This window comes from Prochlorococcus marinus CUG1416 (genome assembly GCF_017695965.1).
Taxonomy (GTDB): Bacteria; Cyanobacteriota; Cyanobacteriia; order PCC-6307; family Cyanobiaceae; genus Prochlorococcus_A.
On the sequence record NZ_JAAORM010000005.1, the window covers coordinates 81,421 to 106,319 of the forward strand.

Genomic DNA, 24,899 nt, shown 5'->3' on the forward strand with positions numbered 1-24,899 from the left:
GTAGCCAACAAGTATAATAATTAAAATAACAAATATAAATGGAAATAAAAGGTCGGGAAATCAGTTCTAATAATTTTCCGTTAATAATTGCGGAAATTGGTATTAATCATGGGGGAAGTTTGGATGTAGCAAAAAATATGGTTTATGAAGCTGCAAAATCTGGAGCCGAATGTGTTAAGCATCAAACTCATTTCGTGGAAGATGAAATGACAGAGGATGCAAAAGAAATTTTTCCTCCTAATGCTAATGCTTCAATTTGGGAAGTAATTGAAAAATGTGCTTTAAATAGGGATGAAGAATTCGCCTTAAAACAATATGCTGAGGAATTGGGACTTATTTATATCTCAACTCCTTTTTCAAGAGCTGCTGCTGATTTTCTAGAGGAAATTGATATTCCAGCTTTTAAGATAGGTTCAGGAGAGTGTAATAACATACCACTTGTAAGACATATTACCAAATTTAAAAAACCGATCATCATCTCAACTGGTATGCAATCTCTAACAAGTTTAGATAAAACTGTAAAAATTTTAAATCAGGGGAAAATTGATTACGCTTTATTAGAATGTACGAATTTATATCCATCTCCTCCTGAATTTGTTTCTTTATTGGGAATATCAGAGTTAAGCAAGAAATTTCCTAATACTATTATTGGGTTTTCAGATCACTCAATCGGACCCCATATGGCTTTAGCCTCTATTCCTCTAGGCGCATCAATAATTGAAAGACATTTTACAGATACAAAATATAGAAAAGGTCCTGATATATCTTGTTCAATGGATCCTAGTGAGCTTAGTTTTTTAATTAAGAAGTCAAAGGAAATATACATAGCATCTAAAAATCAAAAATCAAGAACAACGCCAGAGGAGGATGTATATAAATTTGCTCGAAGTAGCTTAGTTGCTGATAGGGATTTAAAAGAAGGGCAAATCATAAAAGAAGAAGATATTTGGGCAAGAAGGCCCGGGAATGGTGAAATACCTGGTTACTTATTTGATGAGATACTCGGAAAGAAGTTAAAAAATAGTATTAAATTTAATCAACAGTTGAAATGGGAAAATTTTGTCAAAGATTAATCAAAAATGCGAAATTATAATAAGAATCTTCTATTTGTAACTGGAACAAGAGCAGACTTTGGGAAATTACAGCCTCTAGCTATTGAAGCTATAAAAGAAGGATTTAAGGTAACTTTTTTTATAACTGGTATGCATATGTTAGATAAATATGGACTCACAAAAATTGAAGTTTCCTTGAATAATGATTTTGAGACCGTTGAATTCCTTAACCAAAGAGATGGAGATCCTCAAGACGTTATTTTGTCAAAAACAATAATAGGCTTTTCTGATTATGTAAATGAATTAAAACCAGATATGGTAATAATTCATGGTGACCGAATAGAAGCAATTGCGTGCTCAATTGTATGTGCGACTAATTATATATTGAGTATTCATATCGAAGGAGGAGAGGTTTCTGGAACTATTGATGAAATATTTAGACACTGCAATACCAAATTATGCAATATTCATATGGTAAGTTCGGAAGACGCGAGAAAAAGAGTTATCCAGCTTGGAGAGAATAAAAAAAATATTTATGTAATTGGTTCTCCTGAATTAGATATTCACAGGGAGAACTCAGGGGTAAGTATCTCAGAAGTCAAGAAAAGATATGATATAACTTTTGATGAATATGGAATTTGCATATTTCATTCAGTTACTTCTGAACTAGATAAGATCGACACTCAAGCAGAAAAATTCTTTCAAGCACTATGTCTTAGCAAAAAAAATTTCGTTGTCATACTTCCAAATAATGACCCTGGATCTGAGGTTATAAAAGAAAAGATTCAAAAACTTGATAAAAAATATTTTAAAGTTCTCCCTTCAATGCGATTTAACTATTTTTCTGAACTTATAAAAAATTGCAGTTTATTTATCGGCAATTCAAGTGCAGGAGTAAGAGAATTACCCTTTCTAGGGATTTGTTCAATAAATATTGGTTCAAGACAAACCAATAGAGGTTTATCATCTTCAATAAAACAAATTGATAATTTTGATGAGTTAATTATCAAAGAAGCTATTCTTGAAAACTGGAATAAAAGATTTGTAAAAGACTTAGCATATGGGAAAGGTAATGCTGCAAAAGAGTTTGTTAATCTTTTAAAAAAGGATGAGTTATGGGAAAAGAATCTTCAAAAAAAATTCAAGGACTCCTTATGAATAAATTCATATCAATAATCCCCTTAAGAAAAGGTTCAAAAGGTATAAAAAATAAAAACACTAAATTACTTAATGGTATCCCGCTTTATTTATATACTATTAACCAATCATCAAGACTATTTGAAAAATGTATTGTAAATACAAATATTGAAGAGATTTTAAATAAAAAATTTACATCTAACATTGATACATTTAAAAGAGAGGAGAAATATTCAGGAGATAAAACTTCTATGCAAGAAGTCCTAAATGATCTATTTTGTAAATTGAATTTAGTTGATTACAATGCTGTCTTATTGCAAGCAACATCTCCCTTAAGATCAGATCAAGATATTATCAATGCCATTAATTTATTTAAAACTAAAGAGTATTCACTTGTAATAAGTGTAAAAGAAACTGAAAAAAATATTTTAAAATATGGAATTAAAAAAAATAATTTTTTTAAACCTTTACATAAAAAGTCTCTCTTTAAAAACAGACAAGAACTTCCAAAAGTTCTTTCTCCTAATGGTGCAATTTATGTTTTTTCAATAAAAGATTTTTTGAAATGTAAAGACTTTCCATCAAATAAAATTGGTTTCTATGAAATGCCCTTAGAAAGATCAATAGATATAGATAATATAGAAGACTTTAGAAAAGTTTCGAAAATTATTAAAAAATAAATTAATCTGCTTTACCATAAGGGAATAAATTACAATCAAATCTTGGCAAATGTTGCCTCGAATTATCAATATCATCAGGACTAATTTCCCTCGGTTCAACATTAAAAGAATATGACACCTTCTCGAAATTTAAGATTTCAATTGTTTTTTTGTTAAAGGTATGAAAACCTCCATATGGGTGACAATAAGTTTTTGGTGCCACAATATTTATACTTTCTAAGAATTTAAGTGATTTTTCAATTTCAACTTTCTGTTCAGCAAAAGATAACTTACTCATTACTGGATGACTATAAGAATGTGATCCAATAATCATTCCATTTTTTGACATATTTTTCAAATTGATTGGTCTTATATAAAAATCCTCTATATTAAATTTATAATTCAAATCGAATGATATTTGATCAATTAACAATTCTCGATACTCATATGAAATATAATAATTTAGGATTTTTTTAAATTCTGTAATCATATATGAGTTTTCCTGATTCTTATAAGTGTTTTTGTTAAATTCTTCAATCTTGCTATCTGGGATCATATATTTTCTAAGATATTTATTTAAAGATAGAAACAAAACTTCTCCAGAAAAAGCACCCGTTAAAAGGTGGATTCTATGCACATCTAAAAACTTGTTATCTATATGCGGCATTGCGGGAATATAGAAAATACCCCATAATCCCCTTCTCAGTAGTTCTTTAAAAACAATCTCATAATGGCATTGAAGTCCATCATCAAAAGTTAAAATTACCTTACCTTTAGAATTTGGATATACACCATTATCTATAAAATCAATCCATTCTTTTTTTGATACAAAACCAAATTTTTTATCAAAGAAATCTAACTGTAATTTGAAATTCTTAAAATCAAGAAATCTGAAATTTGGATGACTTGCATCATATTTTTTAATGTAGTGATACATTATGGCCTTCATACAATCTTTTAAAAACTAATTAAAAACTACAAATTCTTTAAGAAGAGATTTTTTCTAAAGCTTTATTCTTCACAATATATGGCAAGTTAATACTATCTATAGTATTGATATAATTTTCAACTAAATTATTAGAAAAATTTCTGTAAAGACTTTTACAAGCCTTTTCATCAAAATCTTTCTGAAGATAGAGTTTACCTTGAGAGATGGGTTGAACTTCTTGGCTTAAATCATTAAATTTATTAATTATTTCTTTGTATAAATTTGACATTTCTTTTATCAGTCTATTACCTATTGAATGTGGTCCGTCTCCAAGAAATATACTTGCTCTTATTTGATGAATAATTTTACCTGTATCTATACCTTTATTTAAATACATAAAAGTAGCTCCTACCATATGTGGCTCATTATTTATTAATGCCCATATATTAGTACCACTTCCTCTATAGTAAGGTGATAAGCCTAAGTGAACATTTAAAAAACGATTTTCAAATACATTTATAAGTTCCTCTTTTATTAAAGAAGAACCATAACAGACTATAAGGTCAGGATTAATTTTTATTATTTTTTCAATAATATATTTATCATTAATCTCTCCTTTTTTAATCATTATTGGATTTGAAAAATCCTCAGTTAATCTAATTGAAGTATCAAAAAAATCTCTTTCTGAAGAATCTCTTGCTGCAGCATGTAGTTTCTCTATTTTAGAAACATTATTATTAATTGATCGATTTAATAAACTTTTTTCATTCCCCTCACAGAAGCTAGCAATAACTTTATAACGTTTATCTGATGCAATATTTTTCCTAAAAAATTCATGTCTTCTCTCATTTCCTGTCAATAAGATAATTTTTTTCATAGATTATATTTTTTTCTTAGTAACTATCAAGGACCTTACTAACTCTATTAACGACCTCGTAAGTAGTTTCTATCGGCATCAAATCAAATATTGGCAAAGATATATTATGTTTGCAAAATAATTCCGTTTTTGGCAAGTCACCTTTTTTATATCCTAAATCACGATAAGCTTTCATCAAATGTATAGGATTTCTATAACTAACATTAGTGCCCACACCAGCATTCTTTAATTTTTCTTGAAAATCATCTCTATTTTTTGCGAAATAAAAGGGTATTAAATAAAAAGAGCAATTTGAATATTTTGGGATTGGTATTGGATTGAAAAATTCTCTTGTTAAATTTTTATAATAAATTTCAGCAATATTTTTTCTATAAAAAATATTCTTTTCTAGTTTTTTTAACTTGAAATTAAGAATAGCTGCTTGTATTTCATCCATCCTAGAATTAAAACCATCAACTTCAGCAACATAATCTTTTTCGATCCCATAGAATCTTAATCTTTTAATTAGTTGATATTTATCAATATCATTAGTACAAATAATTCCAGCATCGCCATAAGCCCCCAATGGTTTAGTTGGATAAAAGGAAAACGCTGAAAAATCCCCTATAGATCCTACTTTCTTACCTTTAAAACTTGCTCCATGTGCTTGGCTACAGTCTTCTATTAAAGTAATATCATATTGATTTGATAATTTTTTAATCTCTTGAATATCACAAGGATAACCATAGAGATGTACAGCAATAATTGCTTTGGTTTTGCTAGTTAGAGCATTTTTAATTTTATTGATATCAATTAGGGCGTTTTCATTTACATCAACAAATATTGGAGTTCCTCCAGATTGCCTTATAGCTGAAACGGTTGGTATTGCTGTATTTGCTACTGTAATAACCTCTTCCCCTTTTTTTATTCCTATAGACTTTAAAATCAAAAAAAGTGCATTAGTTGCATTATCACACCCAATAGCAAAATTTGTACCTATATACTCTGAAAAATTCTTTTCAAAGTTTTCTAATTCCTGACCAAGAATAAGCCTTCCTGAATCAAATACTTTATTTATTAAATCAAAATAAGTTTTTTTATTCTCATTCAATTCATATTCATATGTCCAAGAGGGTATTGTTTCGCCCATTTTAAAACATAGTTTTATTTGGATGAATACTATACTAATATACTTTAAGTAAATAAATCATGTAACTTGAATAATTGAGAATTGAAGAAATTTTAAATTATCCACGCAATCTTAATTGCAGCAATAATTCTTGGTTTTTGATTTTTAATTATTTAAAAAAATTTTGTTTTAAACAATTAATAGTAAAAATTAATTAAAAACTATCTGGCATTTTTATATGAAAAAAGCTTTAATAACAGGCATTACAGGACAAGATGGTTCATATCTGGCCGAATTACTTATTAATAAAGGTTATGAGGTACATGGTATCAAAAGAAGATCATCTCTATTCAATACTGAAAGAATTGATCATTTATATCAAGATCCACATTTAGAAAAAAGAAATTTCATTTTGCATCATGGAGATATGACTGATTCAATTTCTCTTACACGCATAATTCAACAAGTCCAACCAGATGAGATTTATAATTTAGCTGCCCAAAGTCATGTTGCTGTATCATTCGAAGAGCCTGAATATACAGCAAACTCTGATGGATTAGGTGCTCTCAGAATTCTTGAATCTATTAGAATTCTTAACCTAGAAAAAAAGACACGTTTTTATCAAGCAAGTACCTCTGAATTATATGGAATGGTTCAAGAAACTCCGCAAAAAGAAACTACACCTTTTTACCCTAGGAGTCCTTATGCAATAGCCAAATTATATGCATATTGGATAACCGTAAATTATAGAGAAGCATATGGTATTTATGCTTGCAATGGAATTTTATTTAATCACGAATCTCCAGTAAGAGGTGAAACATTTGTAACGAGGAAAATTACCCGCGGACTCTCAAGAATTAAATTAAAGCTTCAAGATTGTTTATACCTAGGCAATCTAAATGCCAAGCGAGATTGGGGCCATGCTAAAGATTATGTCGAGATGCAATGGTTAATGCTTCAGCAAAATAAACCTGAAGATTTTGTTATCGCAACGGGTATTCAATACTCTGTAAGAGAATTTATAGAAATTGCTGCACAAGCTCTAAAAATGGATATCGAGTGGAAAGGAAGTGGCCTTAATGAAGTTGGGATATATAAGAATAAGGAAGTTATTAAAATTGATGAAAGATATTTTAGGCCTACAGAAGTTGAGACATTATTAGGAGATGCTACTAAAGCTCATGAAAAATTGGGATGGAAACCAAAAATTAGTTTCCAAAACTTAGTGGAAGAAATGGTTGAAGAAGATTATAAAATTTCAAAAAGAAATGAATTAATTAGAAATAGTGGTTATTCAATTTTAGATTATTACGAATGACAAATACATCTCAAAAAAGAATTTTTATTGCTGGGCACAATGGGATGGTGGGATCTGCAATTTTAAAGGTTTTAAAAAAAAGCAAAAATATCATAATACTTACAAGAACAAGAAAAGAGCTTGATTTAACTAACCAAGATTCTGTAAGAAAATTCTTTCATTATGAGAAACCAAATGAAGTTTATATTGCAGCAGCTAAAGTAGGCGGTATTTTTGCAAATAATACTTATCCCGCAGAATTCATTACTGAGAATCTTTTAATACAGACAAATATTATCCAAACCGCCTTTAATTTTGGAATAAAAAAGTTACTTTTTTTAGGCTCAAGTTGCATTTATCCCAAACTATGCGATCAACCAATAAGTGAAAAAGATTTACTTAATGGATTTTTAGAGAAAACTAATGAACCATATGCAATTGCAAAAATAGCCGGAATAAAAGTATGTGAAAGTTATAATCGCCAATATTCGGAAAGCCATGGAATTGATTATCGCAGCATAATGCCTACAAATTTATATGGTCCTGGAGATAATTATCATGAAAAAAATAGTCATGTAATCCCAGCTTTAATAAGAAGAATTCATGATGCTAAGATTAAAAATCTAGAAAAAGTTGAGATTTGGGGTACGGGTAGTCCAAAGAGAGAATTCCTTCATGTGGATGACCTCGCTGAGGCATGTCTACATATCATGAATCTTGATAAATCAAAAATAAATAAATTTATAGATCCTATGTGTAGTCATATAAATGTTGGTACAGGTTTAGATATAACAATTAAAGATTTGGCTTTTAAAATAGCCAAAATAATAAATTATAAAGGACTCATTGAGTTTGATAGCTCAAAACCGGACGGTTCACCTAGAAAACTCTTAAATACTAGTCTTATTAACAACTTAGGTTGGCATCCAAAAATAGAACTTAATATTGGATTAGAAAAAACTTATCAAGATTACTTAGATAATTATTATTTAGAAAAATAAATATCTTTTATTTACTTAAAGGAATAAAGAGACTAATGTAACTGCATTAATGATAAATTATTAATAAAGGATAAAGATAATAAAATTGAAATTTCTTATTACTGGTGGACTCGGATTTATTGGATCTGCTCTAATAAGAAAAATTTTAGAAGATACCAAACATAATGTTTTGAATTTAGATAAACATACTTATGCCGCAAATTTATTTAATTTAAAGTCTATCCAGGATTGTGATCGCTATCAATTTATAAAAGGAGATATTTGTGATGAAAATCTTATTCAAAAATTATTGGATAGTTATCAACCAGATTTCTTAATGCACCTTGCAGCAGAATCTCATGTAGATAATTCAATAAATAATCCTTCAGAATTTATAAATACAAATATTCTTGGAACCTTTATATTATTGAAAAGTTGCCTCCAATATTGGAATTCATTACCATATGCAAGAAAAACCAGATTCAAATTTCATCATATCTCTACTGACGAGGTTTATGGAAGTCTGAACTCAGATAAAACTTTTGATGAGAATTCTAAATATCAGCCCAGCTCACCATATGCTGCTTCAAAGGCAAGTTCTGATCATTTAGTTCGCTCATGGTTTAAAACATATAATTTACCAATAGTGATTACTAATTGCTCTAATAATTATGGTCCCTTTCAATTCCCAGAGAAATTGATTCCTCTTACAATACTAAATGCTATTCAAGGAAAAAAAATCCCAATTTATGGAGATGGTCTGCAGGTAAGGGATTGGTTACATGTTGAGGATCATGCTGAAGCATTATTAAGAGTCATTTCAGAAGGAAAGATTGGCGAAACTTATAATATTGGAAGTAATAATCAAAGAGTAAATATTGATGTTGTTAATAAAATATGTGATATTTTAGATAAAATCGTGATAGAAAAACCTGCAAATTTAAATTCATTCAACGATTTAATCACTCATGTCAAAGACAGACCTGGGCATGACTTTAAATATGGCATTAATTCATTAAAGATACTTAAAAATTTACAATGGGAACCAAAAATTCAATTTGAAGAAGGAATTAAAAAAACTATAATTTGGTATCTAAATAACAAAAATCATTATATTTAAGAAATTTGATTGATTAGATATAAAATTATTGCGAGGTATAAATCTTATGAAAGGTATTCTTCTTGCCGGCGGTAAAGGGACTAGGTTAAATCCCGCTACCCTCGCGGTTTCAAAACAATTACTGCCCATATATGATAAGCCAATGGTTTATTATCCATTGTCAACATTAATGCTGGCAGAAATAAGAGATATTTTGCTAATCACTACTGAATTTGATGTCTTTAGATTTAAAAAATTACTTGGTAATGGAAATAAGTGGGGTTTAAATATTTCTTATGCAGTTCAAAATAAACCTAATGGTATTGCAGAGGCATTCATAATTGGAGAAAAATTTATTAATAATGAAAATTGTGCCTTAATTCTTGGTGATAATATTTTTTATGGAAATGAGCTTTCGAGAGACTTAATATCAGCTAAGAATTTCTTGGGTGCTTCAATTTTTTCTTCACAAGTCAGAGATCCACATAGATATGGCATTATTGAATTTAATCAAAATCAAAAGCCGGTAAAACTAATCGAGAAGCCTACTGAAAATGTTTCTAATCATGCGATTACAGGTCTTTATTTTTTTGATAAAGATGTAGTAAGTTTTGCTAAAGACTTAAAACCTTCAAAAAGAGGTGAACTTGAAATTACTGATATTTTAAAAGTTTATTTAGAACAAAATCGGTTAAATGTTAATAAGTTAGGCAGAGGGCATGCATGGCTAGACACAGGTACACATGATTCATTGCTTGAGGCTAGTCAATTTGTGGCGACTTTGGAACATCGGCAAGGTCTAAAGATTAGTTGCCCTGAGGAAATTGCATATAAAAAAAGTTATATTTCATCAGATCAACTAAAATCGATTGCATTGCAATATAAAAAATCGAACTATGGTAACTATTTGTTATCTCTTTTAGGTGATAAGAATTAATTAATTTATTTAATTACAGGTAAATAAATCAATCTCATTAAACTGTTATATTAAAATCAAATCTAATAGATTTACATGTTAAATGATTTTAAGAAAATAATTAGTTTATTTAGCAAAGAGGAAAAATCAAAAGGATACAAATTACTAATCTTAGTTTTAATAATGGCATTTATAGAGGTTTTTAGCGTAGCCTCCATATTTCCTTTTATTGGCCTAATTACAAATACAGAAATCATTTATAGTCAGCCTTTAATTTTGAAAATTTATAATTTCATTGGAATTAATAATGAAAAGTATTTTATTATTTTTATTGGCTTACTTTGTTTATTATTATTCACTATATCCTTAGTAATTAAGTCTTTTACTACATATTTTCAAATATTATTTGCAGAAATATGTGAATGTGGCTTATCTCAAAGAATGTTTGATTTATATATCCATCAACCACATTCTTGGTTTCTAAATAGAAATAGTTCAGTACTTGGTAAGAATATAATCGAAGAAGTAAGTACAATTGTAAATTGTGGCTTGATGCCTTTGGTAAATATTGCAGCACAAAGTATTGTAGCAATATCGCTTATAACTTTACTAATAGTTGCAGAAGCAAAATTAGCTTTTTCTATTATCTTTATTCTACTTTTTCTTTACTTAATAATTTTTAAAACTGTAAGCCAATTCTTAAAAAGAATTGGAGCAGAAAGAAGTAAAACAAATTCATTACGATTTAAACTTTTAAATGAAGCTTTTAATGCTTATAAAGTGATAAAAATTCTGGGCTTAGAATCTAGATATCTTGAAAGATTTAAACCATTAGCAAAGAAGTATGCTTTTAGAAATTCCAATTTGCAAATTACAACTATTTTGCCGAGGTATTTTGTAGAAATAATTGCTTTCGGATCGGTTCAAATTATAATTTTATTTATGATTGCTAATAATTTAAATCTTAAAAGCGCTCTCCCATTTATAACTCTTTATCTTTTCGCAGGTTATAGATTATTGCCTTCACTACAACAAATATATTCTAATTTTGCTCAACTAAGATATGTAAAAATCCCTTTAAAAAATATATATAATGATTCTATAAATTTAAATAGCAATAAGTTTTATAATTATAATAATGAAATTAAAATAGAACTTAAAGACTCACTTTTATTAGAAAATATAAACTTTGCTTATGAAGATCAAAATAAAAAAATAATAAATAACCTTAACCTTGAAATAAAAGCTAATACAAAAGTTGGACTAGTAGGAGAAACAGGAAGTGGTAAAAGTACCACAATAGATATAATATTGGGACTATTAGAGCCTCAAAGCGGAAATATTAAAATTGACAGCGAAATAATAACTCCAACGAACTCAAAGTTATGGCAGAAAAACGTTGGATACGTTCCACAAGAGATTTTTATTTCAGATGAAGATATTGCTTCTAATATTGCTTTTGGAGTAAAGAAAGAAGAAATAAATTTAGATAAAGTAATTTGTGCTTCCAAAGTCGCTAATCTTCATAATTTTGTAAATAAACTTCCTAAAAAATATTTAACTAAAATTGGCGAAAGAGGAGTAAGGTTATCGGGGGGGCAAAGACAAAGAATTGGTATAGCTAGAGCGATTTATAATAATCCGACAGTATTAATACTTGATGAAGCCACAAGCTCACTAGACAACCTTACCGAAAAGGCTGTTATGCAAGCAGTTGATAATTTAAATAAAAAAATGACGATAATAATAGTTGCACACAGATTGTCTACTGTAAAAAATTGTGATCAAATTTATTTTTTCAAAAATGGTTCAATTGCAGATTCAGGAAGCTATGAGAGTCTTATAAAAACATACAAAACTTTTAGAGACATGGCACATCAATAGTTTTTAAAAAAATTGTTTTATTAGTATAAATAAAGATAAGAAATTTCTATCATTATTTAGCCTTCAGAGCTTTATTGATATTATAAGAAAATAAGAAAAAGAAAAAATGCCTTGTATATTAAAAAAAAGTTCAAAAAATAGCCCTGGAATAATAACATTTACTCATAATGAAGTATTACGAGGACTTCCTGCAAGATCAAAAAAAATAAGAGAATTTTTAACAAAAATGTCCAAAGAAAATAAATGGATTTTTGGAGTTCATATTCAGGGTAATTGCCAACATATGCAATATTGGCCAGTTTCTGAATGGGAATCATTCTACATGTGGGGGGATATTAAAAATTCTAAATTTTTGTCTAATATTCAAGATGCAAAAATTATTCCTTTAACAGCAGAATATTTTTTGCCAAAAAATAATATTAATAATTCGAAAAAAAAATGGGATATATGTATAGTATCTAGGCCTTCAAAAATAAAAAGAATTGAGGAGACACTTTATACGATCAAGGAACTTTTTAAATTAAAAAAAGACTTAAAAGTTATTTTTATAGTTCCAGATCCAAGAATTCAGTCTCAAGGATCAAGAACCTATAAATTAGGTATTGATGAAAAATTCTTTAAACTTCCAAAACTAATATTTAGTTGTACAGAATTGAAAAATATTACTTTTTTAAGTTCATCACAAGAATCTTTTGGAAACTTTCCAATACCACATAGTTTTATCCAAGAAATTATATCTAGATCAAAATTTATTTTTATAAATTCTTATCTAGAAGGTGGTCCTAGAGTATTAGCTGAAGCATTTAGTTTAAATGTTCCTTGTATAGTATCAAATAAACTTCAATCAGGTCTAAGAAGTTTTTTTAATGAGAAAAATATAATTGAAGTCGATGATTTACCAAAAGTGGCCGCTAATCAAATACTGAGCGGATTAAATAATTACAAATTTTTTGATTTTAAATATTTAAATTTAGAAAATATGTTCAATGAGGAAGTTAATCAGAGAAAATTAAAAGAACTTTTAGAAGAAAAGTTTCTTATTCTTAAGAACAATAATAGTATTTGGTATTTAAATGATCTTCTATTTAGATTACCTTGTCACGGATATAAAAATGATATGCAGTTCTTTTATAATGAAAATCTATTTTTCGAATGGATAAACGGTATAAATAAATTGAATAAAGATTTTAGTGAAGATCTATTATTCTCAGAAATTACTTCAAAGGATAAAAAGAAATTTAGTTTTTTTGACATAAAAGAATATTTAAAAGGTTATTTTATATTGCCAATTTTAAATAAAATTAAGAAACATTTATTTAAATCTATAATTTAGTAGAATAAATAAAAATTTTTTTATATTAACTTTCAAATTTGCAAAAAACTTGAATAATAAAATACTCAAATATAATGCAATATTTTTATTCCTATTTTCATTTATAGGTATTGGAGTATTTCTTATTTACGATTTCATTTCTAGCGAAAGGGAAAATATCATCACAAGTGCAGAAAAAATAAATAACGATTCTAAAAATTTCAATACTGCAGAAGAAGCTTTAATTAATGATGGTTTAGGTAGGGACTATTCACTAAATTATTATCCTGATTTTGCAACTAATATTATAGATTTAAAAAAAAATATATTACCGATTAATGGAATATCAAATATAAAAACTTATTACTGCAATGAACAAGGATTTCTTTCTAATTATTTTTCTGATAGGCATGGCTTTCCAAATAATGATGATGTTTTTGAATCACAAAAAATTGATATTGCTTTAATAGGAGATTCTTATTTAGATGGAGCATGTACTAATAAAAGTTCGATACAACAAAACCTATCTAAACAGAATAAAAATCTTAAAATAGCTACCTTTGCTCAAGGAGGTGCTGGGCCCTTACTTTCATTAGCTTTACTTAAAGAATATGCTTCAGAATATAAACCAAATCATGTTTTCTGGTTTTGGGTTGGTAACGACCTTAGAAATTTACAAGATGAATTACAATCTCCATTAAGATTTTATATGCGTGAAGGATATAGCCAAAACCTCATAAATCCTATAAATAAATTGAATGCAGATAAAAGCGTAAAAGAAATTTTACAAGTTTACCAACAATTTAATAATCAAGAAGATTCTAAAAGCCTAAATAAAATATCTAAGAAAAATCATAATCAAAAAGATATTTACTCTAATACAAAAAATATAATTAAAAATTATTTCCCAAAAACCTTTTCTTTAATTAAAAAAATAAGAAAAGAAAAAAAAATACTCTAATTATAAAGAAAAACAAACTCCAAGAAATATGATCATTTCTAGAAGAGAAATATTAGTGAGAAGATTACCACATAAAGAAGATTTACTTATGGCTAAAGCATCTAAAGAGATATTAAAAGAAGCTAAAAATTATATTGAATCAAACGGTGGGGAACTTGTGATGATTTATCTTGGGTGGGGTGGATGGAACTCTAAAGAATATATTGATAAAGTTAAATATGAAAAGACCCATCATCTTCAAAAAAATTTAGTTAGAGATTTTTCAATCAAGAACAATATCAGATTCTATAATCTAGATAAAGATATAGATAAACTTTTTAAATCAGGAGATCATATTGATGGCCATTTTTCTGATTATGGTTATAAACTTGTAAGCAATATTATATCTAGATATATAAAAGAAATATACTCTAAGTAAAATCTCGTGTCAAAAGAAAAGATAGTCAATATTTCAAATATATTTTTTCTTTATATTTCTTTTACTAAAAATTATTTATGAATTTAAGAAACATTTTTATAGAAATTAGATTATTAATCTTAAAAAGTTTTTCAAGTATTATTAAAAAAATTTTTAATAATAAAGTACCGAAATACATGGCAAAACTTCTTACAAAAGTTGAGCATAATATTTTCTTTATCAAAAGAAATAAAAATAAATCACATTTAGCAAATATTGATGATTATAACTCTCATATCATTAATCAACTGGAGTTAAATGGATATTATGTTCTTAAAAATTACTGGTCAAAGGAAGCTTGTGAAAAAGTAATAATAGAAATTAATAAATTCATAGAAAAATATCCTAAATATGTAAACTCTAATTGTTTATCCGACGAAAGATTTTTTGGAGCTGAAAACTGTTCTGATTTTATAAATAATTACTTCAAAGACAGAAATATAAATGAAATAGCCAACAGATTTAATGGCCAAAAGACAATCCTCACATTTACATTGGCAGCTAAAATGAATTTCAAAATTGGGAATAAAGGTTCTGGAGAAGGTTGGCATCGAGATGGATTTCATAGACAATTTAAATCAATGCTTTATCTAACTGATGTAAATATGGATAATGGTCCATTTGAGTTAATTTTGAATTCTCAAAAGATTAATTCACAATTAAGTGATATGAAGTCTGCTAATTTGAAATTTAACCAATATCGTCTAAGTGATGAAGAGATAAAAAAAATATTACATAAAAATAAACACAGAAAAAAATCATTTTGTGCAGAGGCTGGATCATTAATTTTGTTTGATACTAGTACTTTGCACAGAGGAGCTCCAATAAAAAGAGGTTGCAGATATGCCTTAACGAATTATTTTTATAGAGAGGAGCAAGTTTCTAAAGAACTTTTTGAAAAATTTAATGTTTTTCCAAAAAAGAAAAAAATCTATTAATAATATGTTTAATAAAAAATTAATTGATTATTCAAAAATTGATTTTAAGGGGAATGGCTTTCAGTATTCAGTAGATATTTGTAATTCAATAGAAAACTATACTCAAAGTATTTTAAATAAAGATAAAAATGCTTTTAATTATAGGGACATCAACATGAGATATTCGATAGAAAGATGCATCTATATAAAGTGTATTAACTCTAAAAGTCTTTTCCTAAACTATGAAAAATACTATTTAAGAAAAAACTCAAAAACTAATTTACCTAATTTAAGTCCTATTGAAAAAGATATTCTATATTTTATTTTAAATAAAAATATTTCTAATCAATACTTAAAGAAAAATATTAAAAGAGTAGTTTTAAAAAAATCAATTCAATTTTGGAGAAATACAATACAAAACCTAAGAAAAATTTTGCTTAAGAGAAAAATTAAAAATAAAAGGAGTAAAATTATAATAAGTATTAACCATATTAAATTTCTAAGTATTCTTAAACCTATATTAAGTGCTTTGCCTAAAGATTCATTTATTATTGAAGCAGGTAATGATGAAATTTTTTGGGAACAAATTAAAAAAAGAAATTATAAGGTAATAGATTTTAAAAGTTATTATTCAAATTATAATCATTTAAATTCTTCTAATTATATGGTTGAATTTTTAGAATTATTTAATATAGTTGATGATTTAATTTTTATTTTAAAGCGTATTAAACCAAAATCAATTTTAGTTATAGAGGGAGTTGCACCAAAAGATATTTTAATTTCGGAAGTTGCAAAATCCATGAATATTTCAACTTTTTGTGTTCAGCATGGTTACCCACCATTTATAGATACAGGATTCAGAAATATGCAATTTTCAAAATTTTTAGCCTGGGGCACTGGGACCTCAAAACTGCTACAAAAATATAATCCAAAACAAGAGTTTATGATAGTTGGGAATCACTCTTTAAAAACTAAAAATAACTATAAGGTAATCTCAAAGAAAAAATTTAAAGTTGGTTTCTTCTTGCAAGGAGAATGTGCTCTATTGGATAAAAAAGAAATCAGAGTTTTTTATAAATTGATTTTATTTTCAATTAAAAAATATAAAAATATCGACTTTATTATAAGAGAGCATCCCTCTTCAAAAATCAATAAAAACTTCAAAAATGAAATCTCAAAATTTAAAAATGTCATCATATCTTATCCTGAAGAAAATAGTATTTCTAATGATTTAGAATCAATAGATATTGCAGTAAGTGTTTTTTCTAGTGTAATAATGGAATCCATTGCATTAAATGTTGTTCCATTAATTTGTAGTTTTGGAACACTTCCAAAATACATCCCTGAGATAGCAAAACAAGGAGCTGCAGTAGAAGTTTTTAATTTGAATGATGCAAAAAAAGAGTTAGAAAAGCTTCTAAATAATAAGAAATATTTAAAAGAGTTTAAAAAGAGTATATGTAAAATCAAGTCTGATTATTTTTCAGACAAAAACACAATTAAAATAATAAAAGATATAATTTTATAGAAAAATATGATAATTAATTTATTTTAAAAATTTTTATAAATATCTCATTAATCTAAATTTATGAACACTATCAAAGATCTTGAATTAATTGAAACAAGAACTTTTTGCAATGAAGAAGGGGTTCTTATTCCTTATGAATATTCTGATATTTTTAACACATCTATAAAAAGGACATTTATTGTTTTAGGAAAAAAAAATTCAACAAGAGGGAATCATGCGCACAAAAAATGCATACAATATCTTTGTTGTATTAAAGGTAAGTGCTTAATTCAATGTGATGATAGTAAATATTCTAGTAAAATCTTTTTAGATAATCCTAAAAAGATTTTAAAAATCCCAAATGAGATTTGGTCATCTCAAGATTATTTGTCAGAGCAAAGTATATTAATAGTTTTTTGTACGCATAAATATGAAGAGTCAGATTACATAAGAGATTACAGCAAATTTAAAGAATTTAGATCTCTTAAAGAGATATAGCTTAAAAACTTTAAATTTTTTATTTTTTTTAATTACATAAATTTGAATAGATAATCTATTAATTGATATTTTAGGGAAAGGAAATAAATAATGTTAATTTATCAAAAAAGTAAATAATGATTTATGTAGTTATTCCTGTTTTTAATCGATTAGAAAAAACTAAAAGTATAGTTTCATGTTTACGGGAACAAACTGCAAAAGATTTTATTCATACAATCATTATTGATGATGGATCAACAGATGGCACAAGAGAATGGCTCATAGAACAAAATGATATTAAAACAATAAAAGGTACTGGCAATCTTCTATGGGGAGGTGCTGTTAATTTAGCCTTTAATTATTTAGAAAAAATTGCAAATTATACAGATTGGGTTCTTCTAATTAATAATGACGTCATTATAGAAAAAAATTACATTAAAAACTTATTTAATCTTGCTAAAAAATATTATCCAGCGGCGATTGGAAGTGCAATCAAAAATTGTAACAAAACTCCCGAAATAACTTCTTTAACAATAAAGGTAGATACTTGGAATTTACAAATAAATGATGAATTAAAAAATAAAAAGAAATATCAAAGTTTTGATATTGCAGAATCAGATGTTTTATCAGGAAGAGGAGTTATTTATCCCTTCGAAAAAATAAAACAATGTGGAGGGATGAGACCAAAATTATTACCTCATTATTATTCAGACTATGAACTTTCTTTGAGAGCTAAGAAAGTGGGACTAAAATTACTTGTCTCTTTAAATAATTGTGTCTTTTCTGAGGAAGATTTCATGAAAAAAAAAGCTGAACGTAAAAAAGAAAAATTTTTAACAAAATTATTAGTCAGAAAATCTTCTTCCTATTTTGTTGCTAAGATTGCATTTTGGATCCAAGCCAGTGATTGGTTAGGATTGATAACCTTGCCTTTTAGGATAATCATATTTATGATAATCCCAAATCGAGGAAGTAAATTATTTTGAGAATTTTAATAATAGATACTTATTATGAAGATTTTTTAGATAAATTTTATCAAACAAATAAATATCTTAAAAGGTCTACTTATGATGATCAATTAAAAGCTTTGATAGATTCCAGTTTCGGTACTTCAGATTATTATAGTTATTACTTGAATAACCATAAAGCATTTAAAGCCTCCGATTTAATAGTTAATTGCAAATACTTACAAAATGCTTGGGCCAAAGAAAATAATATTAAGGTTTTCAGAATAAATCTTAATTACAAAATATTCAAAATTCCGATATTTGGTAATTTCTTAAATAAGCTTCCAAACTTAGCGGATATTGCCTTTGAGCAAATAAAAAAAATTAAACCTGATATTATTTATATTCAAAATTTATCATTTTTCCCAAAAGAAGTTTTATTAAATATAAAAAATTATTCTAAATTAGTTGTTGGACAGATCGCATCTCCTTTACCTCCAATTTCTTTTTTAGAGCCTTATGATTTAATTCTTACCTCATTCCCACATTTTGTAGGTCAAATTAAGAAATTAGGAATTAATAGTGAATATTTTAGAATAGGTTTTGATTCAAGAGTTCTTAAAAGATTAAAACATCAAAAAAAAGATATAAATTTCAGCTTTGTAGGAAGTATTAGTAAATACCATAACAAAGCAATGCCAATACTTGAATATCTTATTAAAAAGAATAATTTAAAAATATTTGGACAGGGTGTAAAAAACTTACCTATTTTTTCAAAAATCAGAAGATGTCACTCTGGAGAAAAATGGGGTTTAGAAATGTATAGCACACTTCAGAGAAGTCTCATATCACTTAATAGACATATATCAACTTCAAAGAATTACGCTAATAATATGAGACTTTTTGAAGCTACTGGTATGGGTTCGCTACTGCTAACAGACTATAAAGATAATTTAAATGAAATGTTTGTAATAGATAAAGAAGTAATTACATATAAGTCAAAAGAAGAAGCCTCTGATAAAGCTTCTTATTATTTAAGGAATCAAGATCAATTAAAGAAAATATCATTAGCTGGACAAAAAAGAACACTAAAAGATCATACTTACGAAAAAAGAATGGGAGAATTAAATATAATCCTAAAAAAATACTTGTAAAAAGATTTTCATCTAATTTAATTCTGATAAATCTTTTAAAGTCTTAATATTTATAATAAAGCTTTCTAAAATGATCAAGAATTCTTTATGGTAGTAAAAAGATTTTTTATTATATGGATTTCTTTTGCAACTACCCAAGTGAAGTTAACAAAACTAATTATCTTGAACTCAACGATAATACTGAAGTTTTTTATGGGTTACCTAAAAATGTAAAATTTTGTAAGTCATGTGTAATAAGCAATCAAAGACCTTCAACTAGTGTAGAGTTCAAAAATGATGGGAAACAACCCAAACAAGCTATAAATTTTAATGATGATGGAATATGTGATGCTTGCAAGGTAAGAAAAAATATTGAAATTATTGATTGGGAAGCTAGAGAAAAAGAACTCAAACAAATATGTGATAAGTATCGAAGAAATGATGGAAGATATGACTGTTTAGTACCTGGCAGTGGAGGTAAAGACAGTTTCATGACCGCTCATTTATTAAAATATAAATACGGGATGAATCCTTTAACTTGTACATGGGCACCACACATATATACAGATTGGGGCTGGAAGAATCATCAAGCTTGGATTCATGCCGGATTTGATAATTTACTTTTTACGCCAAACGGCAAAGTCCATAGATTACTTACAAGACTTGCTATGGAAAAATTATTCTATCCATTCCAGCCTTTTATTTTAGGTCAAAAAAATATGCCTCCTAAAATAGCAGCCAAATACGATATTGAATTAATTTTTTATGGAGAAAATCAAGCAGAATATGGCAATCCAAAGTCTGACAGCAAAAATCCTAAAATGGCCAATAAGTTTTTTTCAAAGGATGATAAAGATAAAATATACTTGGGAGGAACATCCTTAGATGAACTTAAAGAGATAGGATTAAAAAAAGTAGACTGGGAACCTTATTTACCTATAGATAACTGCTATTTAGAGGAGAAAAAAATAGAATATTACTATCTTGGTTATTTTGAAAAGTGGCACCCTCAAGGAGCCTATTACTATTCTGTTAAAAATGGTGACTTTAAAAGTGCTCCTGAAAGAACAGCAGGAACTTTTAATACATACAACTCAATAGATGATAAGGTCGATGACTTTCATTACCATACAACATTTATCAAATTTGGAATTGGTAGGGCAACTTATGATGCGGCTCAAGAAATCAGATCAGGAGATCTAATGCGTGAAGAAGGTATAGCGCTAGTTAAAAAATTTGACGGGGAATTTCCTGAAAGATGGGCATCGGAAGTTTTTAACTATTTAAGCCTACCAGAAAAAGAGTTTCCAGATATCTCGAAATTCTTTGAAAAACCAATTTTTGATAGAAAATATTATGATCTTTTAGCAGATAAATTTAGATCGCCTCACATATGGAAATGGGACAACAAGAATGGATGGTCTTTACGATATAAAATATTCGAAATCGAAGAAAATAATAAACAAGAAGATTCCGCAGGATCATGGCAAGGTAACAAGGCTAGATAATGAGTGTTTGCAAAAGAGTTTTGGCAAGATTAGACATTAAAGGATCTAAGCTTATAAAAGGAGTACGTTTTGAGGGAGTAAGAGTAATTGGCAATGCATATGAAGTAGCTAAAAAATATGCAAATTTGGGGGTTGATGAGATTTTTTATTCTGATGCGGTAGCAAGTCTTTATGGAAGAAATAGCCTATATGATTTACTTAAGCAAACCTGTAAAGATGTATTTGTGCCCATAACTGCTGGCGGAGCAATCAACAGCATTGAGGATGGACGAAAATTACTCGCTTCAGGAGCAGATAAGTTAGCAATTAATACAGGGGCTGTAAGAAACCCAAATTTGATAAATGATTTAGCAAATGAATTTGGGACCCAATGTGTTGTAGTTTCGATTCAAGCTAGAAAGTCTTACAATTCTAATTCTTGGGAATTAATGATCGAGGGTGGCAGAGAAAAATGTGATAAAAATTTAATTAGCTGGATTGAAGAGGTCCAAGCCAGAGGTGCTGGAGAAATAATATTAACTTCTGTTGATAATGATGGTATCGGGGAAGGAACCGATCATGATTTGATAAGAAAAGTCCAACCATCAACAAAAATCCCATTAGTAATAGGTGGTGGCATAGGTTCTGAAGAAGAAATAACAAAAATATTTAATACTCATAAAAGTCTTTCAGGGATTTCAATAGGTTGGTCTTTCCATAATGATCATCTCAATATCAATAAGGTACACAAAGCAATTCAAGAAAGTAAATGTGAAACAAGACTATTAGAAAATACTAGTAAAATATTAAATATAACTGAAGCTAAGGTAATAATTGTAGATTACTCAATGGGGAATCTAGAAAGTTTGTCAAATGGATTAAAAAAGATAGGTATTGATGCAATTATCAGTTCTGAAAAAAGTAAAATAATGGATGCTGATCTTGTGTTTTTACCAGGAGTAGGTTCCTTTCATAAAGGGATGAGAAATTTGAATTCAAGAAAACTCATAAATCCTCTGCTAAGAAGAGCAAATGAAGGGAAAGCTATTATAGGTATTTGTCTAGGAATGCAGCTATTATTTCAGGAAGGTGAAGAATACCAACCATGCAAAGGACTAGGTATTATTAAAGGTAAAATCAAAAAATTATCAAATAAATCTTATAATAATGAAAAATTAGTACTGCCTCATGTTGGCTGGAATAAACTTTATATAGATAAAAAATATGAAAATTCTAATTTAAGATTATTTGATAAAAGTTATCAATATTTTGTTCATTCTTATGCTTATCAACCCGAGAAAACTGACTCAGAGAATACTCTTTTCAAATCTACCTATGGAGGTAAAGATTTTATTTCTGCAGTAAAATATAAAAGTTGTATTGGACTTCAATTTCACCCTGAAAGGAGTGGATATGAGGGGTTAAATCTTTTAAATGAACTAATCAAATCTTTAATAAGAATCTAGATGAGATATTTTTGTACTCTTTTTGATAAAAACTATCTAATCAAAGGTTTGAGCATGATTAATAGCTTATCAAAGAATTGTATTAAATATTTTATATATGTACTTTGCTTAGATAAAGAGACAAAAGATATTTTAGATAAGATCAATTTAAATAATGTTAAAACCATATTATTGAATGAAATAGAAGATAGAGATTTATTAGAAGCTAAGAGTAAAAGAACAAATACAGAATATTGTTGGACTCTTGCATCCTCATTTACTTGGTATGTTTTAAATAGATTCAAACAAATTGATTTAATTACATATCTTGATGCCGATCTTTTATTTTATTCGGATGTAGAGGTTATTTTTAAAGAAATAAAAAAATCGTCAATTGCGATTATAGAACATAGATTCTCATCACCCTTCGAGTACTTAGAAGTTAATGGGAGATTTTGCGTTGAATGGAATAGTTTTCGAAGAGACAAAGAGGGTATTAGATGCTTGGATAATTGGAGAAAACAATGTTTAGCTTGGTGTTATTACAGACTAGAAAATGGGAAAATGGGCGATCAGAAATACCTTGATGAGTGGCCAAGTAAATTCCGTAATTGTCATATCATAAAAGATGATGGAGCTGGAATAGCGCCATGGAATTATGCAAAATACGAAATAAAGAAGCAAAATAATAAAATAAAAATTAATGAAAGTAATCTAATTTTTTATCATTTCCACCAATTTAAGATTCTGGAAAACCAAAGGTTCTTTAGACTTGGAGATATGTATTCATCAAATAAGAAAGAACCTGATTTGATATATGAAATTTATGAAAAAGAAATTTTAAAATCTCTGAATATCATAAGAAAAATTGATAAAAAATTTAATCACGGAATATTTACAAGAAAAAATTATTTTTTTAAGGATAAAATCAAGAAATTGATCCCAAATACTATTAAGAAAATTATAAGGAGAATTATATGATAATTAAAAATATGCCTTGGTTGGTAAGTAGAAGAAGAGTATTAATATTGAGTATTGTTGATTACTCAATAATTTTAATATTATTTTTAATCCTACAAACAACTAAATATATTAATACTAATTTTTTATCTATTAACCTATTAGCCTTATCATGGTTAGTTGTTAGTTATATCCTTGATAAATATTCTGTTTCACAAGATGATTTCAACATCTACATATCAAAGAGACTTTTAAGAGTTATAAACACTTCTATTCTTTCAGGAGTCTTATTTAAATTTATAATCATATTTTCCTCCATTCTAAATTGGAATGTTGGAGATGGTAAATGGATTGCATTTATTATATGTACCGCATTTTTTAGTTATCTTTATGAAATATTTCATGCTTTTATAATTAAAAAATATTTATCTAAAGATATTGAATGGATATCCATATATTCAAATATTGAAAAAGGTTCTTTATTGTCTGAACCATTATATGTCAAAAATAATAGTTATTCTAAATCAATTCATAAAAGTAAAATCAATCAATTAACTAAATTAAGTAATAGTAAATTTGGATTGATTATTGAAGATATAAATTCATTTGACAATAAAGAAAAAACCATCTTAATTAATCTCAAAAACAGAGGCTATAAAATTTTATCCTTAATAAATTGGTATGAAAGGTATCTACATAGATATCCAAAAGAAATAACTAACTCTAATGATATAGCTGGAGAAGTTTTAATTAATAAAGAAATTAATTCTTCTCAGAGAATAAAAAGATTCAGCGAATTTTTTCTCTCATTATTATTACTTTTGATATTAAGTCCCCTAATATTTTTGATTGCTGTTCTTATAAAAATTGAGGATAACGGTCCTATCTTTTATTCTCAAATCAGAAATGGATTTGCGGGTAAATCATTTAGAATTTATAAATTGAGAAGTATGAAAGTAAATGCAGAAAAAAATGGAATAAAATGGTCTTCTCTTAATGATGAAAGAATAACTAAAGTTGGAAAATTAATTAGAAGAACCAGATTAGATGAAGTTCCGCAACTACTATCTGTACTAAATGGCGACATGAGTTTAATTGGACCAAGACCTGAGCGTCCTGAAATAGACGAGATGCTTTCAAAAGAAATTCCCAATTATCAATTAAGATATTTAGTAAGGCCTGGATTAAGTGGCTGGGCACAAGTTAGCTATCCTTATGGGGCATCTGTTGAAGATACAAAAATGAAGTTCAGCTATGATCTCTACTACATTAAAAACTTTTCAACCTTATTTGATTTATTAATACTTTTAGAAACAATAAGATTAGTCTTTAATTTGAGGGGTTCTTTACCTAAATAAA

23 protein-coding genes are annotated in these 24,899 nt (G+C 27.4%); 20 read left to right on the forward strand and 3 right to left on the reverse strand.

The window, feature by feature from the left end; translation table 11 throughout:
- The first annotated feature begins 38 nt into the window (after nucleotides 1–38).
- The 3 genes from HA146_RS06695 to HA146_RS06705 are packed head-to-tail and all read left to right on the forward strand — an operon-like array spanning nucleotide 39 to nucleotide 2,869.
- The gene (locus HA146_RS06695) at nucleotides 39–1,073 is read left to right on the forward strand and encodes an N-acetylneuraminate synthase family protein (protein ID WP_209108795.1); all 1,035 of its coding nucleotides are present in this window, start codon (nucleotides 39–41) and stop codon (nucleotides 1,071–1,073) included.
- 6 nt (nucleotides 1,074–1,079) lie between these two features.
- Nucleotides 1,080–2,210 (forward strand): UDP-N-acetylglucosamine 2-epimerase, encoded by a 1,131-nt coding sequence (gene neuC / locus HA146_RS06700; RefSeq protein ID WP_209108796.1) that lies wholly within the window; start codon nucleotides 1,080–1,082, stop codon nucleotides 2,208–2,210.
- The gene (locus HA146_RS06705) at nucleotides 2,168–2,869 is read left to right on the forward strand and encodes a cytidylyltransferase domain-containing protein (RefSeq protein WP_209108797.1); all 702 of its coding nucleotides are present in this window, start codon (nucleotides 2,168–2,170) and stop codon (nucleotides 2,867–2,869) included. Before neuC ends, HA146_RS06705 begins: the two co-directional genes overlap by 43 nt.
- Nucleotide 2,870: 1 nt before the next feature.
- Here the strand turns inward: HA146_RS06705 and HA146_RS06710 are convergent, their stop codons facing one another.
- From HA146_RS06710 to HA146_RS06720, 3 genes are read right to left on the reverse strand one after another with little or no spacing between them, the layout of a single operon-like run.
- Nucleotides 2,871–3,797: a polysaccharide deacetylase family protein gene (locus HA146_RS06710; RefSeq protein WP_209108798.1), complete on the reverse strand. Its 927-nt coding sequence runs from the start codon at nucleotides 3,795–3,797 to the stop codon at nucleotides 2,871–2,873.
- Nucleotides 3,798–3,834: 37 nt separating this feature from the next.
- Nucleotides 3,835–4,653, reverse strand: a complete 819-nt coding sequence (locus HA146_RS06715) for a formyltransferase family protein (RefSeq protein ID WP_209108799.1) — start codon at nucleotides 4,651–4,653, stop codon at nucleotides 3,835–3,837.
- A 16-nt stretch (nucleotides 4,654–4,669) separates the two neighbouring features.
- Entirely contained in the window at nucleotides 4,670–5,782 is a 1,113-nt protein-coding gene (locus tag HA146_RS06720; protein WP_209108800.1) for a DegT/DnrJ/EryC1/StrS family aminotransferase, read from the reverse strand.
- Between the two features lie 217 nt (nucleotides 5,783–5,999).
- On the opposite strand from HA146_RS06720, the gene gmd reads away from it, so the two are divergent.
- The 17 genes from gmd (at nucleotide 6,000) to HA146_RS06805 (ending at nucleotide 24,898) form a co-directional block, all read left to right on the forward strand.
- On the forward strand, nucleotides 6,000–7,079 hold the full coding sequence (gene gmd / locus HA146_RS06725) for a GDP-mannose 4,6-dehydratase (protein ID WP_209108801.1): 1,080 nt from the start codon (nucleotides 6,000–6,002) through the stop codon (nucleotides 7,077–7,079).
- Entirely contained in the window at nucleotides 7,076–8,059 is a 984-nt protein-coding gene (locus HA146_RS06730; RefSeq protein WP_209108802.1) for a GDP-L-fucose synthase family protein, read from the forward strand. The genes gmd and HA146_RS06730 overlap by 4 nt, the downstream gene beginning before the upstream one ends.
- Before the next feature lie 85 nt (nucleotides 8,060–8,144).
- Nucleotides 8,145–9,158, forward strand: coding sequence for a dTDP-glucose 4,6-dehydratase (gene rfbB, locus HA146_RS06735; RefSeq protein ID WP_245211332.1), 1,014 nt, complete (start codon nucleotides 8,145–8,147; stop codon nucleotides 9,156–9,158).
- A 46-nt stretch (nucleotides 9,159–9,204) separates the two neighbouring features.
- The gene (gene rfbA / locus HA146_RS06740) at nucleotides 9,205–10,074 is read left to right on the forward strand and encodes a glucose-1-phosphate thymidylyltransferase RfbA (protein WP_209108803.1); all 870 of its coding nucleotides are present in this window, start codon (nucleotides 9,205–9,207) and stop codon (nucleotides 10,072–10,074) included.
- 75 nt (nucleotides 10,075–10,149) lie between these two features.
- On the forward strand, nucleotides 10,150–11,937 hold the full coding sequence (locus tag HA146_RS06745; protein WP_209108804.1) for an ABC transporter ATP-binding protein: 1,788 nt from the start codon (nucleotides 10,150–10,152) through the stop codon (nucleotides 11,935–11,937).
- Between the two features lie 106 nt (nucleotides 11,938–12,043).
- The gene (locus tag HA146_RS06750; protein ID WP_209108805.1) at nucleotides 12,044–13,270 is read left to right on the forward strand and encodes a glycosyltransferase; all 1,227 of its coding nucleotides are present in this window, start codon (nucleotides 12,044–12,046) and stop codon (nucleotides 13,268–13,270) included.
- A 49-nt stretch (nucleotides 13,271–13,319) separates the two neighbouring features.
- On the forward strand, nucleotides 13,320–14,210 hold the full coding sequence (locus tag HA146_RS06755; protein ID WP_209108806.1) for a hypothetical protein: 891 nt from the start codon (nucleotides 13,320–13,322) through the stop codon (nucleotides 14,208–14,210).
- 28 nt (nucleotides 14,211–14,238) lie between these two features.
- The gene (locus HA146_RS06760) at nucleotides 14,239–14,628 is read left to right on the forward strand and encodes a hypothetical protein (protein WP_209108807.1); all 390 of its coding nucleotides are present in this window, start codon (nucleotides 14,239–14,241) and stop codon (nucleotides 14,626–14,628) included.
- 77 nt (nucleotides 14,629–14,705) lie between these two features.
- A complete protein-coding gene (locus HA146_RS06765) occupies nucleotides 14,706–15,605 on the forward strand; it encodes a phytanoyl-CoA dioxygenase family protein (protein ID WP_209108808.1) in 900 nt (299 codons plus the stop codon).
- Between the two features lie 4 nt (nucleotides 15,606–15,609).
- A complete protein-coding gene (locus HA146_RS06770; RefSeq protein WP_209108809.1) occupies nucleotides 15,610–17,112 on the forward strand; it encodes a hypothetical protein in 1,503 nt (500 codons plus the stop codon).
- 60 nt (nucleotides 17,113–17,172) lie between these two features.
- Complete coding sequence (locus HA146_RS06775) at nucleotides 17,173–17,589, forward strand: sugar 3,4-ketoisomerase (RefSeq protein WP_209108810.1); 417 nt, start codon at nucleotides 17,173–17,175, stop codon at nucleotides 17,587–17,589.
- 116 nt (nucleotides 17,590–17,705) lie between these two features.
- Nucleotides 17,706–18,554 (forward strand): glycosyltransferase family 2 protein, encoded by an 849-nt coding sequence (locus tag HA146_RS06780; protein ID WP_209108811.1) that lies wholly within the window; start codon nucleotides 17,706–17,708, stop codon nucleotides 18,552–18,554.
- Nucleotides 18,551–19,669: a glycosyltransferase gene (locus HA146_RS06785; RefSeq protein ID WP_209108812.1), complete on the forward strand. Its 1,119-nt coding sequence runs from the start codon at nucleotides 18,551–18,553 to the stop codon at nucleotides 19,667–19,669. Before HA146_RS06780 ends, HA146_RS06785 begins: the two co-directional genes overlap by 4 nt.
- Nucleotides 19,670–19,782: 113 nt before the next feature.
- On the forward strand, nucleotides 19,783–21,156 hold the full coding sequence (locus tag HA146_RS06790) for an N-acetyl sugar amidotransferase (RefSeq protein ID WP_209108813.1): 1,374 nt from the start codon (nucleotides 19,783–19,785) through the stop codon (nucleotides 21,154–21,156).
- Nucleotides 21,156–22,601, forward strand: coding sequence for an imidazole glycerol phosphate synthase subunit HisH (gene hisH, locus HA146_RS06795; RefSeq protein ID WP_209108814.1), 1,446 nt, complete (start codon nucleotides 21,156–21,158; stop codon nucleotides 22,599–22,601). The genes HA146_RS06790 and hisH overlap by 1 nt, the downstream gene beginning before the upstream one ends.
- Nucleotides 22,602–23,561 (forward strand): glycosyltransferase, encoded by a 960-nt coding sequence (locus HA146_RS06800; RefSeq protein WP_348535284.1) that lies wholly within the window; start codon nucleotides 22,602–22,604, stop codon nucleotides 23,559–23,561.
- On the forward strand, nucleotides 23,558–24,898 hold the full coding sequence (locus HA146_RS06805) for a sugar transferase (protein ID WP_245211333.1): 1,341 nt from the start codon (nucleotides 23,558–23,560) through the stop codon (nucleotides 24,896–24,898). The genes HA146_RS06800 and HA146_RS06805 overlap by 4 nt, the downstream gene beginning before the upstream one ends.
- Nucleotide 24,899 lies beyond the last annotated feature (1 nt).

Excerpts from the sequence above, each read along its gene's own strand:
- HA146_RS06695 (WP_209108795.1), top strand. The coding sequence starts at position 39 with ATGGAAATAAAAGGTCGGGAAATCAGTTCTAATAATTTTCCGTTAATA.
- neuC (WP_209108796.1), top strand. The coding sequence starts at position 1,080 with ATGCGAAATTATAATAAGAATCTTCTATTTGTAACTGGAACAAGAGCA.
- HA146_RS06705 (WP_209108797.1), top strand. The coding sequence starts at position 2,168 with ATGGGAAAAGAATCTTCAAAAAAAATTCAAGGACTCCTTATGAATAAA.
- HA146_RS06710 (WP_209108798.1), bottom strand. The coding sequence starts at position 3,797 with ATGAAGGCCATAATGTATCACTACATTAAAAAATATGATGCAAGTCAT.
- HA146_RS06715 (WP_209108799.1), bottom strand. The coding sequence starts at position 4,653 with ATGAAAAAAATTATCTTATTGACAGGAAATGAGAGAAGACATGAATTT.
- HA146_RS06720 (WP_209108800.1), bottom strand. The coding sequence starts at position 5,782 with ATGGGCGAAACAATACCCTCTTGGACATATGAATATGAATTGAATGAG.
- gmd (WP_209108801.1), top strand. The coding sequence starts at position 6,000 with ATGAAAAAAGCTTTAATAACAGGCATTACAGGACAAGATGGTTCATAT.
- HA146_RS06730 (WP_209108802.1), top strand. The coding sequence starts at position 7,076 with ATGACAAATACATCTCAAAAAAGAATTTTTATTGCTGGGCACAATGGG.
- rfbA (WP_209108803.1), top strand. The coding sequence starts at position 9,205 with ATGAAAGGTATTCTTCTTGCCGGCGGTAAAGGGACTAGGTTAAATCCC.
- HA146_RS06745 (WP_209108804.1), top strand. The coding sequence starts at position 10,150 with ATGTTAAATGATTTTAAGAAAATAATTAGTTTATTTAGCAAAGAGGAA.
- HA146_RS06750 (WP_209108805.1), top strand. The coding sequence starts at position 12,044 with ATGCCTTGTATATTAAAAAAAAGTTCAAAAAATAGCCCTGGAATAATA.
- HA146_RS06760 (WP_209108807.1), top strand. The coding sequence starts at position 14,239 with ATGATCATTTCTAGAAGAGAAATATTAGTGAGAAGATTACCACATAAA.
- HA146_RS06765 (WP_209108808.1), top strand. The coding sequence starts at position 14,706 with ATGAATTTAAGAAACATTTTTATAGAAATTAGATTATTAATCTTAAAA.
- HA146_RS06770 (WP_209108809.1), top strand. The coding sequence starts at position 15,610 with ATGTTTAATAAAAAATTAATTGATTATTCAAAAATTGATTTTAAGGGG.
- HA146_RS06775 (WP_209108810.1), top strand. The coding sequence starts at position 17,173 with ATGAACACTATCAAAGATCTTGAATTAATTGAAACAAGAACTTTTTGC.
- HA146_RS06780 (WP_209108811.1), top strand. The coding sequence starts at position 17,706 with ATGATTTATGTAGTTATTCCTGTTTTTAATCGATTAGAAAAAACTAAA.
- HA146_RS06790 (WP_209108813.1), top strand. The coding sequence starts at position 19,783 with ATGGATTTCTTTTGCAACTACCCAAGTGAAGTTAACAAAACTAATTAT.
- hisH (WP_209108814.1), top strand. The coding sequence starts at position 21,156 with ATGAGTGTTTGCAAAAGAGTTTTGGCAAGATTAGACATTAAAGGATCT.
- HA146_RS06800 (WP_348535284.1), top strand. The coding sequence starts at position 22,602 with ATGAGATATTTTTGTACTCTTTTTGATAAAAACTATCTAATCAAAGGT.
- HA146_RS06805 (WP_245211333.1), top strand. The coding sequence starts at position 23,558 with ATGATAATTAAAAATATGCCTTGGTTGGTAAGTAGAAGAAGAGTATTA.